This window comes from Veillonella parvula (genome assembly GCF_945949885.1).
Classification (GTDB): domain Bacteria; phylum Bacillota; class Negativicutes; order Veillonellales; family Veillonellaceae; genus Veillonella; species Veillonella parvula_B.
Genome location: NZ_CAMFFZ010000033.1, coordinates 1 through 17,483 on the forward strand (window position 1 = coordinate 1; position 17,483 = coordinate 17,483).

A 17,483-nucleotide genomic window follows, 5' to 3' on the forward strand; every position below is an offset into this window, starting at 1 on the left:
CTGATAGCTGATAGCTGATAGCTGATAGCTGATAGCTGATAGCTGATAGCTGATACTTTCACAAATTATATAATGTATGTAGAGGTGTATGATGAGCAATACAAAGGAATTAACTGTAGATGTGCGCGGTAGCTTATGTCCAAAACCTGTTATTGAAACTAAGAAGGTAAGTGATGCGAATCCGAGTTTTATTATTACTACTATCGTAGATAATGAAGTGAGTCGCGATAATGTGGCGAAGTTTGGGAAGTCTCGTGGTTATGGTGTAGAAGTTCGCCAAGATGGCAAGGATTTCTATCTTACACTGACCCCTGATGCAAATCCAGTTACTGCAGCCCGTTGTGAGCCTATGAACTATGGAAATCGGGTTATTTTGATGACGAAGGATTATCTTGGTGAAGGTAGTGAAGAACTTGGCCGAAATTTGATGAAAACCTTCTGGGTATGCATGCTTGAAGCCGATGTAAAACCTTCTAAGATTTATTTCATCAATAGTAGTGTTAAGATGGTAGTTAATGATTCGGTTCATTTGGAAAATATAAAGAAACTAGCTGAGCTTGGTGTAGAAATTGCAGCATGCGGCATTTGCCTTGATTTTTTTTGTGTGAAAGATGAGCTGGGCGTAGGTAGTATTACTAATATGTATGCTATTACAGACTCTATTGTAGGGGATAATATTATTAAGCTATAATTTCTAGTAGTATAGTATCTTTTTTATCAATTTCGATGGATTTTTTTATATCTCCAAGCTTTATGTTTAATGTATGAGCAATTTAATCTTGCTAGTTATCAGAGAGGTGAGGTATTGGAACAAAAAAAATTACTTATAGTTTTTACCTCTTATTATTTTGGAGATAAGGCGGATAAGGTATTAACAGAATTAGAGGTGCCTCATCAGTTGATGGCCACACCCCCAGAGCTTTACGATATGTGTGGTTTATCTATCGCAATAGATTCGAGTATAGTGGATCAAGTCAAGACCATTTTAAAAGAACATAAAATTAGTACATCTGGCTTATTTTGGTATGAAAAGGGCGAGCTAGCTGTACCGTATAAAGTCTAGACGTTGTCTAGGCTTTTTCTTTGTTTTAGTGTCCATCTTCATACAATTTGAACGATGAGTGTGGTACTATAGGAATATAATACATTTTATCAATTATAGATATTAATTATGGAGGTATATATGAGTAAATATGAAATAGAAAATGTAAAATTAACAGCCCCTAAATTTAATCGTAAAGATTTAGAATACGCTATGACATATCGTTATGCATGTAAGAAATTTGATAGCACTAAAAAGATTTCTGATGAAGATTGGCAAGGTATTTTAACAGCGGCGCGCTTGTCTCCAACCTCCTTAGGTTTTGAGGCTTACCAATTATTAGTTATTCAAAATCCTGAAATCCGTGAAAAGATGAAGGCTTATGGTTGGGGCATTCAAGCTGGTCTTGAAGCGAGTCATTTCGTAGTGTTCTTAACACGTAAAAAGGTGGATTTGGAATTTGATTCTCCTTATGTACGCTACATTCAAGAAGAGGTGAAACAATTACCTGCTGAAATAGATGCTATCTATAAAGAAAAATATGCTCAATTTACTACTGAAGACTATAAAACCTTTGAGTCTGATCGTGCTGCCTTTGATTGGTCTTCTAAGCAAGCGTACATTGTAATGGCTAACATGATGACCATGGCTGCTTATGAAGGTCTTGATTCTTGTGCATTGGAAGGCTTTAATCAAGATAAGATGACAGTGTTCTTAGGTGATGAATTAGGTCTTTTTGATACAAAGCATTTTGGCATTGCTGTGATGGCTGCCTTTGGTTATCGTGATGAAGAACCACATCGAAATAAAACACGTCGTACAATGAATGAAATTGTTACAGTAGTTTAATCGATTGTGACTTTTATAACTACATCGAATTTCTTCATCTGATCTTTAGAAATGAATGATATATAATAAATATACAAATTATTTATTATATTTATAAAGCCCATATAATTTGGTAGTATATTATAAATATATTGATTGAATAGGAAGGAGTGATCGTATGTTATGGTCAATTATTGTTGGTGGTTTTATCGGTTTTCTTGCAGGAGCCATCACTAACAAAGGTGGAGCAATGGGCATTATTGCCAATGTTGTTGCTGGTTTAGTTGGTTCGTCTGTAGGTCAAGCAATATTTGGCACATGGGGTCCTAGCTTAGCTGGCATGGCATTAATTCCTTCTGTTCTTGGCGCTGTAATTGTTGTTGCTGTTGTTTCGTTTTTCTTCGGAAAGAAATGATAGCAATTTCTTTGTAAAAATATAGCTAAATAGCTAAAAGGATTTTACATGAAAGGATCCATAATAATGGCATTAGAAGATAAATTAAACCAAGCTAAAGGTGCATTAAAAGAAAATGTCGGTAAATTAACTGGTGACAAAGAAATGTAAGCAGAAGGCGCTGTAGAAAAAACAACTGCTAAAGTTAAAGACGTTGCAGAAGATGTTAAAGATGCTGTAGAAGGCGCACTTAACGGCTTGAAAAACTCAGTTGATAACGATAAAGAATAAACTTGTGTTTATTCAATAACCACATAAAGAAAATCTCATTAAGAGAGAACAAAAAAACCAGTAAATCGTTCGATTTACTGGTTTTTATTGTTATTAATTTATTATACGTTGAAGCGGAAGTGTGTTACGTCGCCGTCTTTCATAACATATTCCTTACCTTCAAGGCGTACAAGGCCTTTTTCTTTAGCCGCGTTTTGGCTACCGCAAGCTTGTAAGTCATCGAAGGATACGATTTCAGCACGGATAAAGCCTTTTTCGATATCAGAGTGAATTTTACCAGCTGCTTGAGGCGCTTTTGTGCCGTCTACAATTGTCCATGCACGAGCTTCCATTTCACCAGCTGTGAAGTAGTTGATAAGACCTAATAGTGCGTAACTTGCTTTAATAAGCTTTGTTAAGCCGGATTCTTCAAGACCTAAATCTTCGAGGAATGCAGCGGATTCTTCGTCGGATAATTCTGCGATTTCAGACTCGATGCGAGCGGAAACGACTACGATACCAGCACCTTCATTTTTTGCGTATTCTTCAACGCGCTTTACGTGTTCGTTAGCGGAGTAATCAGCTACTTCGTCTTCAGATACGTTAGCTACAAATAGGGATGGTTTAGCAGTGAGCAAAGTTAATTCTTTGATCATTTCTAATTCGTCTTCGTTAAGGCCTTGTGCACGAACTGGTTTAGCTTCGCCAAGACCTTCGATGATGCGCTCTAACAATGGCAATTCCGCACGAGCGTCTTTGTCGCCAGATTTAGCGATTTTCTCGATACGTTGTTTGCGTTTTTCTACAGATTCAAGGTCAGCCAAGCAAAGTTCCGTGTTGATGATTTCGATATCTCGAATTGGATCGATGGAACCAGCAACATGAGTGATGTTAGGGTCCTCGAAACAGCGAATAACTTGAGCAATTGCATCTACTTGGCGGATGTGGCTAAGGAATTTATTACCTAAACCTTCACCTTTAGAAGCGCCTTCTACGAGGCCCGCAATATCTACAAAGCGCATAGCTGCAGGAAGAATGCGTTTGGAACCGAACATTTCTGCCAATACAGCTAAACGATTGTCTGGAACATCAACGACACCTACGTTTGGTTCGATTGTACAGAATGGATAGTTGGCAGCTTCAGCGCCGGCTTTTGTAATGGCGTTGAATAATGTACTTTTACCAACATTTGGAAGGCCTACGATGCCTACTTCTAAATTTGTGCTCATGGTACCACCTTTTATTAACTAATTGATTTCGTTCTTTGTGAAAGTTTCCGTAGAAACTCTATCAAATAAATATTATATCATATAGGAGCAATACTATTGTACTAAAAAGTGACACTGTTAAGTGCATAGAAATTGGTAGTGTCACTAATAAAAAAATCCTACACGGTTGTGTAGGATTTTATATTTTTCTTATAGAGAATGTGCTCTTAAGTCCGCAGCGGATTGTGTAGAGATCCAAGCAGGTGGAATGTCGAATACTGTGTAGCAACCTGTGCCGCCGTGTTTAGCAAGGCGGTAGATACCACGTGCATAAGCAACAAGTGCAGAGCCTGTGAATTCAGGGTTGGAGTCAAGTTTCAAAGAGTACTCGATAACGTGACGTGTGCCTTCTGTACTTTCACCAGAGCGAAGAACGAAGCCACCATGTGGAATGCCTTTATGGTCGCGATCAAGCTCTTCTTGTGAAATGAAGTTGACTACAGTTTCGTAACCTACGAAGTAGTTTTCCATAGTTTTGATTTCGTTTTCAATTTTAGCTTTGTCTGCATCGGAAGCCGCTACTACATAGCATTCACGAAGGTGGCCTTTATAGCCATCAACATCTGGCGTTTCACCATTGCGGATCGCTTCTAGGTATTGTTCTTTAGGAACAGTGTATTGACGAGCATCAAGAACACCATCGATACGGCGAATGGCATCGGAATGACCTTGGGATACACCGCGACCCCAGAATGTGTAGGATTTACCTTTTGGTAAGATTGCTTCTGCGTAAACGCGTTGCAAAGAGAACATGCCTGGATCCCAACCGCAAGAAATTAATGTAGCAGTTTTGGCCTCCTTAGCTACTTTATCTACATTAGCGAAGTGTTCAGGAATACGTGCATGTGTATCGAAGGAATCGATACAGTTAAAGTATTTTGTTACCATCGGTGTTTGTTCGATAAGATCTGTTGCAGAACCACCGCAAAGAACCATTACATCGATTTTGCCTTTAAAGTTAGGAATATCTTCCATCGTGTAAGTAGGTACACCAGATACAGTTTCAATACCTTGACGGCGAGAAAATACGCCGATGAGCTCCATATCAGGTTGTAACTGAACAGATGCTTCTACGCCACGAGCTAAGTTGCCGTAACCAACGATACCAATACGAATATTCATATTAGCCTCCTATATAAGTTGAAATTTAATAATTAACATATTTATTATAGCATAAAATTAATAGCTTTTAATATTTTTCTATAGAATTTATTAGATGGTATAGAAAATAATTAATATCTAATTTAAACAAGTAATTTGTGCACAACTATATCGATACATAGCGTGTTGTTATAGGGGTCAAATAAAAAATCATATGAGTAGAAATTGACACATATACCCTGAATCTAGATACAATTAAATTGGTTATGTTAGCTAGTTATGTTCATAGTTGAAGTGTTAGAGGAGGTATAATATGAGAAGAAATGTAAAAGCTGCTGTTATTGCTGCATTAATCGTAACAGGTGCTAATGCTTTTACCATGGTATCAGCCACAACTGTGGAAAGTCATACAGACGGAAAATCCATTGGTCTTAATTTGTGGGGGGAAAAGAGACATTATACAGATGACTTAACTGTTAATGTATCAGGCTTAGGTGTAAATGGAATAAAATATCATAATAATGTTACAGGTATTTACGCCCTTGATGGTACACAAGTGGCCATCGATAAAAATGTAACTGTAACAGTTAAAAATCCAGCACCTGCAGAAAGTGGTGCGAAACGTAGACCTGATTTGGCACATTATTACATGAGCGGTATCTATGCTGGTTATGGTGGACTTACTAATGATGGCAATAACGATGATACTCGAATTACCGTAAAGGGTAATGCTAAAGTCGATGCTGTTGGCGTTGGTTTGCAAGCCAATAAGGACGGATATATTCGCATACTAGGTGGGGCTGATATAAAAACATATCCTTTAGATACCTCTGATACCTATTCTGCATTATCTGAAGAAGGTTTTGTTTATGTAAATACAGGTATGGATGGCTTACAACCGGGAACGAATGATGTGAAGATGTATGGTAATATAGGATTTTTAGATAAAAACTATGGTATCGACAAGAATCCACATAACCATGGATCTGAAATTTCTTTAGGTTTAACAACACCAAATTCTAAATTGGTAGGGGGTGTACTTAATGAATTTGATGAAAGCAACAACAATCCGTACCATGGTGGTTTACGATTGTACTTACAAAATGGTGCGACTTGGCGCAATGAATGGTTAGGAGCTGAACGTGTATATCCTACACAAGGTCGTCCTAATAATGCAAACTATTTATATACAGGGAGTCGTGTAGAGCATTTCATTGGTGGTAAAGATATAAGTAGTCAAGGTATTATCCAAGCCGTAGATCCACGACCTATTACTATTAACAACTATGCTGGTCATGCAGCTATCGACTATGAAAAGGGAGCTCCTGCGACTGCACAAGGTAAGGGAGAAGTCGTTATCAACCATGCTGATAAGGGTTCTTCTGTAACTATGCACAGTTCGGCAGATGCACTTAAAGGGTATGTAAACGTAGACAACCCACGAGGCACTTTGCAGCAGTTGGCTAATAAATTAACATATGCTGGATTTACTAAGGGTGAGCGTAATTTAGATGTAAATGTTCAAGTCGATTCAGGCCTTATTAGTCCTGCATATTCCACTAAGCTTGGTACAGATAGCTTTACTGTTGATGGAAAACCTAGTATTACTAACCAAGCGGTTGTGACAGCTCGCGAAAGCGAAGTTGTATCTGGTGTTAAGAGTGCGTTAGCTTCCTCTGTGATGCAAATGAAAGCCGATACGAATGACTTACAACGTCGCCTCGGTGATATACGATTAAACCCCAATAAGCATGGTGTATGGGGAAAATATATTGGCGGTAAATCTAAAATTACAGACAACGCCTATGTAAACCAAACATACAATATGGCGCAAGTTGGCTATGACACATTGCGTGGCGATTGGACCATTGGTGGTGCTTTACTATATGGTACAAGCAATAGTGATTACGCTCTAGGCTCTGGGTCCGGCAAAACCGCAGGTTTAGCATTATACGGTGCAAAACAATACAATGATGGTCGTTACTTAGATGTTATTGGTAAAGTAAATCGTTTGAAAAATGATTTCACCGTACGCAATAGCTTGGGCACAAGCTTGAGCGGTGATTACCGCAATACAGGTACCTCCTTGAGCGTTGAATATGGTAAACGGATTAAGAAAACCAATGGTTTCTACATTGATCCTAACGCAGAATTGACGTTTAGTCGCTTGTCTGGTATAAACTTCGATGCTCGTACAAATACGGGCAGCATAGTACACATTAACTCTGATGCGGTAAATTCCGTTATCGGTCGTATCGGTGTAGGCATTGGCAAGGAAAGTAAGAATAGCAATCTTTTCCTCAAAGCAGCATTAGCTCATGAATTTTCTGGCAAAATGAAATCTACTTATAGCATGACCGGTGAGCCAACCACAGGTAGTGAAGTGAACCTTAAAGATACATGGCTTGATCTTGAACTAGGTGGCTCATGGAACGTACGTCCTAATACATATATTTATGGGACTTTCACTAAAAACTTTGGTGCTACCGTAGACAATTCCTATCGCATTGACGCAGGGATTCGGCATAACTTTTAAGTAATGGTAAATATAGTAGAGACAAATAATTATGGGAATGTTATTTATTAGTACTATAGTGTTAAGGAATACTGGAATTAAATTCATATATGCAAGGGTATATAAAAAAGACCGATTACATTCCTATTGAAGGACTGTAATCGGTCTTTTGGTCTAATGTATAAACACTATTTAATTAGACATTACAAATTCATTGTAATCTAAATATGAGTCTAAAAGTAACTCTAAATATAGATATAGCTAAATTAGAATTGTAACGTTTTGATTCTTTCAACGGCACGGATTGTATTTTCACGGCTACCGAACGCTGTTAAACGAAGGTAACCTTCGCCGTGAGGGCCAAAGCCAGAGCCTGGTGTAGATACGATTTGAACTTGTTCGAGCAAGACATCGAATAATTCCCAACTAGTCATATTGCCAGGTGCTTTAAGCCAAATATATGGAGCGTCAACGCCACCGTATACAGTAAGGCCGATAGATTCAAGACCCTCTTTGATAATGCGGGCATTTTCTTTGTAGTACGCAATGTTTGCACGTGTTTGTTCACGGCCTTCTTTTGTGTAGATTGCTTCTGCACCACGTTGGATGATGTAAGGAACACCATTGAATTTAGTGCATTGACGACGGTTCCACATAGGGTTTAGCGGTTGGCGTTCACCAGATTTAGTTTTGCCAGTGACCTCTTTAGGTACTACTGCATAAGCACAACGTGTACCAGTGAAACCTGCAGTTTTGGAGAAGGACCGGAACTCGATAGCTACTTCTCGAGCACCTTCGATTTCGTAGATAGATTTTACAGTATCTTCTGTGCTGATGAAAGCTTCGTAAGCGGAGTCAAACATCAAAATCGCATCATTATCTTTACACCATTTGATCCATTCTGCTAAACGAGCACGGTTTAAAACAGTACCAGTAGGATTGTTAGGCGAGCAAAGATATACGATGTCTACACGTTCAGAAGGGAATTCTGGAGAGAAGTTATTTTCTGCGTAAGTAGGGAGGTATACAACCTTTTGGAAGATGCCATCTACAGCTTCGCCAGTACGGCCACCCATAACATTGGAGTCAAGGTATACTGGGTATACTGGATCAGTGATGGCAATGATGTTATCTTCGCTGAATAACTCTTGGATATTACCAACGTCAGATTTTGCACCATCGGAAACGAACACTTCGTCAATAGCAATATCTACGCCTAATGGTTTGTAATCGCCATCAACGATTGCTTGGCGCAAGAAGTCATAGCCCTGTTCTGGGCCGTAACCGCGGAATGTTTCTGCTTTGCCCATTTCTTGGACAGCCTTGTTCATAGCATCGATAATTGCTGGAGCAAGAGGTAATGTAACATCGCCGATACCAAGACGAATAATATCTGCATCTGGATGAGCAGTTTGGTACTCATTTACCCTTTTAGCAATATTAGCGAATAAATAAGAACCTTGTAGGTTTAAGTAGTTTTCATTGATATTAGCCATGATGACTCCTTTTTATAATCAGATTTCTCTATATATAGTAAATTATATAGAATAATGACGCAAGGATTTTCTATAGAATTTTTAGGAGAGGTTAAAAATCTATAGGTCATTAACTTTGTTTTTGATATAATCTAAATAAATACATATTATAGTGTGATTTTATATGAAAGTGGTGTCTTTATGCTGACGATTAGCAATAAGGGATGGCTTTTTACGTCTATATTAAGTGCTTTGATGGCGTTTACATCGTTGTCAACGGATATTTATTTGCCAGCTATGCCTGAGATGGGGCGTGACCTCAATGGTGATGCGGAGCTTACGTTGACGGGGTTCTTAATTGGGTTTGCGCTAGCTCAGCTTTTTTGGGGCGCCGTTAGCGATAAAATTGGTCGTAAGAAGCCACTTATTATAGGGATAGTTTTATTTATCATTGGTTCTGTAGGCTGTGCCTTGAGTTCCTCTATGATGGAGTTATTGGCTTGGCGTGTGTTTCAGGCATTTGGTGCCTGTGTAGGACCGATGCTGTCGCGGGCTATGATTCGGGATTTATATGGTCGGACTGAGGCGGCTAAAATGTTATCTACATTAGCCATTGTCATGGCCATAGCTCCTATAGCAGGGCCAATGTTAGCAGGGCATTTACTCGTATGGTATACATGGCATTCCATATTTTGGTTGCTTGTTGCTATCGGTATTTTAATGCTCGTTGCCGTATTGGTGATTCCTGAGACACATCCCTTAGAAAAGCGTAGTAAAAAGTCTATAGGTCATACTTATAATAATTATTGGATTTTGTTACGCAACAAAGGTTTTATGAAATATACCCTATGTGTTAGCTCATTTTATATTGCCATTTATGCGTTTTTAACGGGATCGCCTTATGTATATATAGATGTGTATGAAGTGCCCAAAGAATATTTTGGTTATCTTTTTTCTGTCAATATTATTGGTGTTATGTTGTTAAGTGCTATTAATCGTCGTATTGTAAGTGCTATACGCCTCGATAGACTATTGAAATTTGCCACACTATTTGCTGCTATTTGTGTATCCATTGTTATGGGTTTGATGTTCTTAGGTTACCATTCACTGTGGTTAATCGTTATTGGCTGTTTTTTATTCTTTTCCATGAACGGCATTATTGCAGCAGTAACAAATGCATTAGCTTTAGATAGAGCAGGTAGAATGGCCGGATCTGGGGCGGCACTATTAGGTGCCATGCAATATGGTAGTGGTATTGTGTCATCGTTGATACTTACCTTCTTACCAAATGATACGGCCTATCCTATGATGGGGGTAATAGCAATATTTGTAATTATCTGTGCTATTATTGCCTTTCCTGCGGATGAAAAATATAATCGTATATAATATTTGTGAAAGCAAGGACTTAAACTGAGCCCTTGCTTTCATCATTTTTTTAGGTTATAATAGTAAGGCTTATTGATGGTAAGCACTTCCTACCCCTATGTGTCGATAGGGGCATTAGTCCGAAAGAGGAGGTGATTTTGTATGAACAAATACGAAGTCATGTTTATTGTGAAACCAGCTGAAGAGGAAGCAACTAACGCTGTTATTGAAAAAGTAGAAGCTTTAATTGCTCGTGTAGGCGGCACAGTAGAAAAGGTAGATCGTTGGGGCAAGCGTCGTCTTGCTTACGCGGTGAAGAAATTCACTGACGGTTTCTATGTATTGATCAACTTTGAAGCAGCTCCTGCTGAAATCAAAGAAATCGATCGTGTATTGAAAATCAACGATGAAGTCCTAAGACATCTAATTGTTAAACACGAAGCATAATTAAAGCCTGGAGGAAAACATGAACTCTGTACAAATTCTAGGTAATTTAGCTCGTGATCCTGAAGTACGCTATACCAAAACTGGTCGTGCGGTAGCAACTTTTACAGTGGCTGCTACAAATACCTATATTGATTCCACAACAAATGAGACGAAAGAACAAACTGCTTTCATCAACTGCGTTGCTTGGGGTAAACTTGGTGAAGCGGCAGGCAATCTTCGCAAAGGCAGTCGTTGCTTTGTAGAAGGTCGTTTGCAAACTCGTTCTTACGAGACTCAGGACGGTCAAAAACGGTACGTTACTGAAGTGGTAGCGAACTTTGTGGGCCAATCCCTTGATATGAATACTAATTCTTTCGAAGGTGGGTCCAATTTTGATAGTTTCAGTACAGGCGGCGATGATGAAAACATCCCGTTCTAGTGTCAGGGACTCCTACTAATTCGAAAAGGAGGATTCGCAATGAGAAGAGATAGAGGCAGAAAGCCAAGAAGAAAAGTATGCGTTTTCTGTGCAGACCATATCGATCAAATCGACTATAAAGACGTTGCTAAACTTCGTCGTTTTACGACTGAACGCGGCAAAATCTTACCTCGTCGTATTTCCGGTACTTGTGCAAAACATCAACGCAAATTGACTACATCTATCAAACGTGCACGTGCAATTGCTTTATTGCCATTCACTGCTGAATAATTGATGAATCAAGGCGGTACAACCATTTGGTTGTGCCGCCTTTTTGCGTTTTTTGGGAGAGAATATAATACTAATAATTTTATTTCTCCTAATGAATGATAAATTGTAATTAAGAATTAACCATAGTTGTGAGGGATATAGTCTATAGAGCTCAAAAGGTCTGCATGTTATGCGTTGTGAGCATAATATGATTTATAACTTTAACACCCTTAGTAAATAGGCATATTCATTGCGTGTAATAAATATTCAAGAAAGTAGATATAAAAATATATCTTAGAAATTTATAATAATACCATTAGAAATAGAACTTACATGCCTAATCTATATAACTAAATTAATCAACCTAATGTATATGCTCATAAAAACTTATAGGTTTTATACTATAATAAAAGTATATACATATTTACTGTAAAGTTCAGTGAAAGGTGGTAAGTACATGGGATTTTTGAAAAAAGATATATCCCGTCGCCAGTTTATTGGTGGTGCTTTAACTTTAGCGGCGGCCTCAGCGGTACCTTCGTTTATTCGTGGTGCCTACAAGCCAATGCAGTCTGACTCCCTTCAAGTGTGGACTTGTGGTGGGTTATCGGAAGCATTTCTTGATTTGAATCAGGTCTATACGATGCACACAGGGCACAATATCCAGTACACTGGTGCTTTTGCAGGGGCTATTGGTAAATCTTTGTTGGCAGAAAAAAGTCGCACCGAAATCTTTGGTGCTCGCGGATTAGAGTTAGCAAAAAATATGCGCAAAAAAGGGGTAAGTATTGCTTTTGAGCCGCTATGTTTTACAGACTACGTTATAGTCACACCTAAAGGTAATCCTGCCGGTATTCGTGATCTTAAAGATATGACGGAGCCCGGTGTACGCATCATGCTGCCGTTGGGTGCATCTCCTCCAGGTAGTGCCTCTGTAAAGGGGATTATGAAACTGTCAGGATTGACTGATAGCATTATGAAAAATATGATAGCCGAAAATGCTTGTGTAATCTCCATGATGTGTGACCTTGTAGAAGGTAAAGCAGATGTATCCATTATTGAAAAACGCCTTATTACCCATGATCGATTCAAGGATCGCATTGAATACTTCTCTATACCACCACAATTTGTGTCGCCGGCACCGCTTACTTTTACTATCAATACGATGAAATATGTACAAGATTGTGCATTGGCTGCCGATTATATTGAATTTACACGTTCCCAAGAAGGACAACAAATCTTAGAAAATCACGGATTTACATCCGTTCATAGTGCGAGAGGTCTCGATTTGATAGAAAGGTTTGGTGTAAAAGATGTGTAATCAATGTCCATCATCTACAACCTGTGGGGCTCAAACAAGCTCTGGTATATCTGGAACTAAGGCTCCTAAGAATTTAACGCGTTGGCGTCGTATCGTTCAATTTATCTTTCTCTTTATTATGGGGAAATGGGTATATTTTGGTGTGTTTCGCTGTCCCTATATCGTACCCTTTGTAAGCTGTGAAAGTTGCTCCATGATTACCTGCTGGGGTCGTATTACGACATACTTCTACGCGTGGTGGATTATCCTGCCGATTATGGTCGTATTCTTTGGTCGCGTTTTCTGTAGCTGGTTCTGCCCAAGTGGATGGGTCAATCAAATGCTCGGCAAGATTTCTATGGGACCATTAAGAAAGCGTAAACATTATATGCGTTTCCTTCAACTAGGTATGGTAGCAACAATAATTTTAGGTCTCGTAGTATATTATAAATTTGGCAATCCCCGTATCATGATTCCTATACGGACGAGCGATGAATACTTTAATGCTGTTATTTTATCTATGCAGTTTTCCGAATGGTATTGGGCGGCTCGTACTATAACTGTAGTTTCAATTATTGCTGGCTCTCTTATTATCGCCAATGCTTGGTGTCGCTTTGTATGTCCTTTCGGGGGCGTCATGGAATTGCTTCGCAAGATTTCTATTTTTAGAATTTATAAAACGAAAGATTGTGACAATTGTGATGCATGCTTGCGCGTATGTGAAATGGGAACACGACCAAATGAAATGAATTGTACCAACTGTGGTGATTGCTTACATGTTTGCCATAAAGATGCTATTAGATTTGGTTGGAAAGGTTAGCTATGAAAGAGATTCAAGGACAAAGTTTCCTACAAAACCATCCTTGTTACAACAAGGATGCTTCTGCTAATTGGGCCCGTTTACATTTACCAGTAGCACCGAATTGTAATATTCAATGTAATTATTGTAATCGCATGTACGACTGTGCCAACGAAAATAGACCTGGTGTAACTCAACATGTATATACGCCACAAGAGGCAGCGGCTTTTGTGCGCAAGGTATTTGAAGCTCGTCAAGATATTTCCGTAGTAGGCATTGCAGGACCAGGGGATCCTATGTGTGATGCGGATAAGACACTTGAAACGTTCCGACTTGTGAAAAACGACTTCCCTCATGTCATGCTATGTTTATCTAGTAATGGATTGGCAGTACCTGATTACATTGATGAAATTGCTGATTTAGGGATTACACATGTAACAATTACGGCTAATGCCATCGATCCAGAAGTCGCAAAAAATGTATATGCTATGGTTCGTTACGATGGAAAAATCTACAAGAACATTGACGGCGCTCGTATTTTGTTAGAACGTCAGGCTGAAAGTATCCGCAAATTAAAGGAAAAAAATATTATTGTAAAGATTAATACGGTAGTAGTGCCTGATGTAAACATGGATCATGTGCCAGCGATAGCGAAACAAGCGGAAACATGGGGCGTAGATTTGATGAACTGTATTGCTATGATTCCGGTTCACGATACGGCCTTTGAAAATCATCGTAGTCCAACATCAGAGGAAATCGTCAATATGCGTCAATTTATTGGTCATTATGTACCGCAAATGACACATTGTAAGCGTTGTCGAGCAGATGCTATTGGCCGACTGTGTGAAGCATAAAGGGAAAATATAATACAGAAAGTTTGATATTAAAGCTATATAACTATTAGTTTTTAATATAAAGATACTTTTCATAGTACGCCTAAAAGAAAACTTGCATGTACAATAAGAAAAAGGCTATATACTTAAAATATATAGCCTCAACAGTAGTTTTTGATTATTAGATTTTATTTGCTATTGTTGTTAACGCAGATAATGCAGTTTCAATATCCTCCATTGTATTAGCATAGCCAAAGGAAAAGCGCACGGTTCCTTCAGGATAAGTACCTAAAGTTTGATGTGCTCGTGGTGCACAGTGGAGTCCAACGCGCGTCATGATGTGATAGGTTGACTCTAGTTCATAAGCAACGCTCGCAGCATCAGCGCCGTCAATTGTGATTGAGACGACAGCAGTTCTGTCCTGAACATCTTGCTTACCAATGATGTTAATGCCATCTATCGGTCGTAAGCCTTTGAGGAAGGCTTCTGTCAAAGAGAGTTCGTGGTTGTGAATGTTTTTCATACCCTTTGATTCAATAAAGGAGAGAGCTTCGTTGAGGCCTATGATACCTGGTAGGTTTAATGTGCCTGACTCAAAGGCGTCGGGCATATTAGTAGGCATCGTTTCTAAATGTGAGAAACTACCTGTGCCACCAGCAATAAGAGGGGTTAAGGCTTGAGCCATTTCTTTGGTTAAGATCATGCCACCAATACCTTGAGGGCCTAATAAGCCTTTGTGACCTGTAAAGCAGAGGGCATCTATTTGAGATTCTTTTACATCGATAGGTATGACACCAGCCGTTTGTGCTGCGTCTACAATAAAATGTAGATTATGAGCCTTACAGATCGGGCCAATTGTTTCGAGCGGTTGGATGGTTCCACATACATTGGACGCGTGATTAATAATTATAGCTACTGTATTTGGACGAATGAGTGACTCAATAGCGTCTAATTTGATAGAACCTGTAGTATCACAAGGGATAGTATCAAAGGTAATACCTTCATTGAGTAGCTGTGTAAGCGGTCTCATGACAGCATTATGCTCCATAGAGCTAATCAGTACATGGTCTCTTACTTTCAATAGCCCCTTGATAACCATGTTTAAACTCATCGTCACATTTTGAGTAAAAAAGACATGAGAAGGATCGTGTCCGTTAAATAAGCTGTTTAATCGCTGCCGTGTTGTATAGATAATATCCTCTACATCATAGGCGAGGGCATAGGAGCCACGATTGATATTGATGCCTCTATTCGTTATATAGTCTGACATAGCACTAGCCACAGTTGGTGCCTTTGGAAATGTGGTACTAGCATTGTCTAAATAGATAGATTTCATAGGTAATCTCCATGAATAACAAGGTGTATTTATGGTTATTATATCATGAGTATAATATTTGATAGGATAAGAGCATATACTCATATAGTTATAGTGTAGTTAGGGTGAAAGGAGATTATTATGAGTGGGTCTCATGAAAAACGAAATTTAATTATTGCTGGTCTTATTATCGGCGCTATTGCAGGATTCCTTGTGTTGGCTGGCAACCCAGCTAATATGGGCTTCTGTATTGCGTGCTTTATTCGCGATACCGTGGGTGCTCTTGGTATGCATCGAGCTGCACTTGTACAATACATTCGTCCAGAAGTTATAGGTCTTATTTTAGGGGCCTATGTATTGTCCATGATTCGTGGTGAGCATCAAAGTAAAGGTGGTTCATCTCCGATTATTCGATTTGTTCTTGGTTTCTTTGTTATGATCGGTGCGTTGATGTTTCTTGGTTGTCCACTTCGCATGATTTTGCGCCTTGGTGGTGGTGACCTGAATGCTCTATTTGGTATCGCTGGCTTTGCCGGGGGTATAGGGATTGGTACTATTTTTTTAAAATGCGGTTACTCTTTACAACGTACGTATGCATTGAGCAAATTAGAATCTGCTATCATGCCAGCTATCCAAGTTGGGTTGCTCGTACTAGTAGTGACAGCCCCTGCGTTTATCTTCTTTAGTCAAAAAGGGCCCGGTGCCATGCATGCGCCTTGGCTTATATCCTTAGCCGCTGGCCTTGTAGTAGGTGGTTTATCTCAATATAGCCGTCTATGTACAGTAGGTGGTTTTCGAGATCTATTCTTATTCAAAAAATCCGTACTTATTTTTGGCTATATCGCAGTTCTCGTTGGTGTGTTTGCGGTAAACATTAGCTTTGGTAACTTCCACCTTGGTTTTGAAAATCAACCGGTTTCTCATACTGATGGTTTGTGGAACTTCCTTGGCATGGCTCTCGCTGGTTTCTGTAGCGTATTGCTTGGTGGTTGCCCATTGCGTCAATTGATTATGACTGGCGAAGGCAACTCTGACTCTGCTGTAACAGTACTTGGCCTTGCAGCTGGCGCAGCATTTGCTCATAACTTTGGTTTGGCTGCTTCTGGCGCTGGTCCTACATTGAATGGTCAAATCGCTGTAGGGGTAGGTTTTGTAGTGGCGCTCATCATTGCTGTGCTTAATACAAAACGAGCAAATGCGTAGACTAGAAACGAGTGATTATGAAATATATTGCAACATTTTATTCCCACTTTGGAGCGATTCGCTTCAAGCGTGAAGCCCCTGAAGGGGTAACAAATATAGACCTCCGTCCGGTACCGCGCAATTTGAGTTCCTCTTGTGGAACGAGTGCATCCTTTGATGCTGGTGAAAGTTTTACTTTTACAGAAGATCCAACGGACGAAATTGAACAAATCGTAGCTGTTACAGAGGGCGGTTATAAAACTATATATGAAAGTCCAAATAAGTAAGGAATCGATAGTCCTAAGTTTAGGTATAAAACTTATATATATATTCAGATGCTTATCATAAAAGGGGCTGTAACAGAATGTGGTTTTACCACATTCTAGTTGCAGTCCCTTTACAATATAAGAAATACCAAGAAAATTAGGTTTATAAAATCCTAGATTTTCTTGGTGTTTTTTGTTTTTAGACGCACCTAAATAGGCCATTAGGCCTATTTGCATTTTTCTTAGTTTAAGCAGTTCCTTTTACGGTGAATACTGTTGTATGAATTCGTCCTGCTTGTATTCGGTTGTGTAGTTTTGTAAGATTAAATCCCATCGCTAATAGGTACAACATTTTATGTACTCTCAATTCTCTTTACAGGATTTACTGTTGTTTGTTTCGCATACGGCTGGCAGTC

General features: G+C 39.1%; 18 protein-coding genes and 1 pseudogene. 15 read left to right on the forward strand and 4 right to left on the reverse strand.

The window, feature by feature from the left end:
- Nucleotides 1–91 precede the first annotated feature (91 nt).
- The 5 genes and pseudogenes from yedF to Q7O55_RS09320 all read left to right on the forward strand — a co-directional run bounded on the left by yedF (nucleotide 92) and on the right by Q7O55_RS09320 (nucleotide 2,555).
- Nucleotides 92–691: a sulfurtransferase-like selenium metabolism protein YedF gene (gene yedF / locus Q7O55_RS08570; protein WP_303929756.1), complete on the forward strand. Its 600-nt coding sequence runs from the start codon at nucleotides 92–94 to the stop codon at nucleotides 689–691.
- A gap of 114 nt (nucleotides 692–805) precedes the next feature.
- A complete protein-coding gene (locus Q7O55_RS08575) occupies nucleotides 806–1,063 on the forward strand; it encodes a DUF3343 domain-containing protein (protein ID WP_303929758.1) in 258 nt (85 codons plus the stop codon).
- A 120-nt stretch (nucleotides 1,064–1,183) separates the two neighbouring features.
- Nucleotides 1,184–1,891, forward strand: coding sequence for an NAD(P)H-dependent oxidoreductase (locus Q7O55_RS08580; RefSeq protein ID WP_303929759.1), 708 nt, complete (start codon nucleotides 1,184–1,186; stop codon nucleotides 1,889–1,891).
- Nucleotides 1,892–2,048: 157 nt separating this feature from the next.
- Nucleotides 2,049–2,285 (forward strand): GlsB/YeaQ/YmgE family stress response membrane protein, encoded by a 237-nt coding sequence (locus tag Q7O55_RS08585; protein ID WP_303929761.1) that lies wholly within the window; start codon nucleotides 2,049–2,051, stop codon nucleotides 2,283–2,285.
- Between the two features lie 66 nt (nucleotides 2,286–2,351).
- Nucleotides 2,352–2,555 (forward strand): annotated as a pseudogene (locus Q7O55_RS09320) (CsbD family protein).
- A gap of 101 nt (nucleotides 2,556–2,656) precedes the next feature.
- On the opposite strand, the gene ychF reads toward Q7O55_RS09320, so the two are convergent.
- Together ychF and Q7O55_RS08595 are read right to left on the reverse strand one after the other, a co-directional pair.
- A complete protein-coding gene (gene ychF / locus Q7O55_RS08590) occupies nucleotides 2,657–3,763 on the reverse strand; it encodes a redox-regulated ATPase YchF (RefSeq protein ID WP_303929762.1) in 1,107 nt (368 codons plus the stop codon).
- A 189-nt stretch (nucleotides 3,764–3,952) separates the two neighbouring features.
- Nucleotides 3,953–4,924 carry a diaminopimelate dehydrogenase gene (locus Q7O55_RS08595; RefSeq protein ID WP_303929764.1) on the reverse strand — a complete coding sequence of 324 codons (972 nt, stop codon included), beginning with the start codon at nucleotides 4,922–4,924 and terminating at the stop codon, nucleotides 3,953–3,955.
- A 292-nt stretch (nucleotides 4,925–5,216) separates the two neighbouring features.
- Here Q7O55_RS08595 and Q7O55_RS08600 point away from each other — a divergent pair, with 292 nt between their 5' ends.
- A complete protein-coding gene (locus Q7O55_RS08600) occupies nucleotides 5,217–7,439 on the forward strand; it encodes an autotransporter outer membrane beta-barrel domain-containing protein (RefSeq protein ID WP_303929766.1) in 2,223 nt (740 codons plus the stop codon).
- A gap of 245 nt (nucleotides 7,440–7,684) precedes the next feature.
- Here the strand turns inward: Q7O55_RS08600 and Q7O55_RS08605 are convergent, their stop codons facing one another.
- A complete protein-coding gene (locus Q7O55_RS08605) occupies nucleotides 7,685–8,914 on the reverse strand; it encodes an LL-diaminopimelate aminotransferase (RefSeq protein WP_303929768.1) in 1,230 nt (409 codons plus the stop codon).
- Nucleotides 8,915–9,094: 180 nt separating this feature from the next.
- Between Q7O55_RS08605 and Q7O55_RS08610 the strand changes: the two genes are divergently transcribed.
- The 7 genes from Q7O55_RS08610 to Q7O55_RS08640 all read left to right on the forward strand — a co-directional run bounded on the left by Q7O55_RS08610 (nucleotide 9,095) and on the right by Q7O55_RS08640 (nucleotide 14,325).
- Entirely contained in the window at nucleotides 9,095–10,279 is a 1,185-nt protein-coding gene (locus tag Q7O55_RS08610; RefSeq protein ID WP_303929769.1) for a multidrug effflux MFS transporter, read from the forward strand.
- Nucleotides 10,280–10,420: 141 nt separating this feature from the next.
- Nucleotides 10,421–10,705 (forward strand): 30S ribosomal protein S6, encoded by a 285-nt coding sequence (gene rpsF, locus Q7O55_RS08615; RefSeq protein ID WP_004693799.1) that lies wholly within the window; start codon nucleotides 10,421–10,423, stop codon nucleotides 10,703–10,705.
- A 19-nt stretch (nucleotides 10,706–10,724) separates the two neighbouring features.
- The gene (locus Q7O55_RS08620; RefSeq protein WP_004693797.1) at nucleotides 10,725–11,123 is read left to right on the forward strand and encodes a single-stranded DNA-binding protein; all 399 of its coding nucleotides are present in this window, start codon (nucleotides 10,725–10,727) and stop codon (nucleotides 11,121–11,123) included.
- A gap of 39 nt (nucleotides 11,124–11,162) precedes the next feature.
- Nucleotides 11,163–11,393, forward strand: coding sequence for a 30S ribosomal protein S18 (gene rpsR / locus Q7O55_RS08625; protein ID WP_004693795.1), 231 nt, complete (start codon nucleotides 11,163–11,165; stop codon nucleotides 11,391–11,393).
- A 436-nt stretch (nucleotides 11,394–11,829) separates the two neighbouring features.
- Nucleotides 11,830–12,693 carry a substrate-binding domain-containing protein gene (locus Q7O55_RS08630; protein WP_303929770.1) on the forward strand — a complete coding sequence of 288 codons (864 nt, stop codon included), beginning with the start codon at nucleotides 11,830–11,832 and terminating at the stop codon, nucleotides 12,691–12,693.
- On the forward strand, nucleotides 12,686–13,492 hold the full coding sequence (locus tag Q7O55_RS08635) for a 4Fe-4S binding protein (RefSeq protein ID WP_303929772.1): 807 nt from the start codon (nucleotides 12,686–12,688) through the stop codon (nucleotides 13,490–13,492). Before Q7O55_RS08630 ends, Q7O55_RS08635 begins: the two co-directional genes overlap by 8 nt.
- A gap of 2 nt (nucleotides 13,493–13,494) precedes the next feature.
- Nucleotides 13,495–14,325: a radical SAM protein gene (locus Q7O55_RS08640; RefSeq protein WP_303929774.1), complete on the forward strand. Its 831-nt coding sequence runs from the start codon at nucleotides 13,495–13,497 to the stop codon at nucleotides 14,323–14,325.
- A 160-nt stretch (nucleotides 14,326–14,485) separates the two neighbouring features.
- Here Q7O55_RS08640 and Q7O55_RS08645 read toward each other — a convergent pair whose 3' ends face one another.
- A complete protein-coding gene (locus tag Q7O55_RS08645; RefSeq protein WP_303929776.1) occupies nucleotides 14,486–15,640 on the reverse strand; it encodes an aminotransferase class V-fold PLP-dependent enzyme in 1,155 nt (384 codons plus the stop codon).
- A 120-nt stretch (nucleotides 15,641–15,760) separates the two neighbouring features.
- Between Q7O55_RS08645 and yedE the strand changes: the two genes are divergently transcribed.
- Both yedE and Q7O55_RS08655 read left to right on the forward strand, forming a co-directional pair.
- On the forward strand, nucleotides 15,761–16,822 hold the full coding sequence (gene yedE, locus Q7O55_RS08650; RefSeq protein WP_303929778.1) for a YedE family putative selenium transporter: 1,062 nt from the start codon (nucleotides 15,761–15,763) through the stop codon (nucleotides 16,820–16,822).
- 17 nt (nucleotides 16,823–16,839) lie between these two features.
- Nucleotides 16,840–17,088 (forward strand): DUF3343 domain-containing protein, encoded by a 249-nt coding sequence (locus tag Q7O55_RS08655; protein WP_303929779.1) that lies wholly within the window; start codon nucleotides 16,840–16,842, stop codon nucleotides 17,086–17,088.
- Nucleotides 17,089–17,483: the final 395 nt, after the last annotated feature.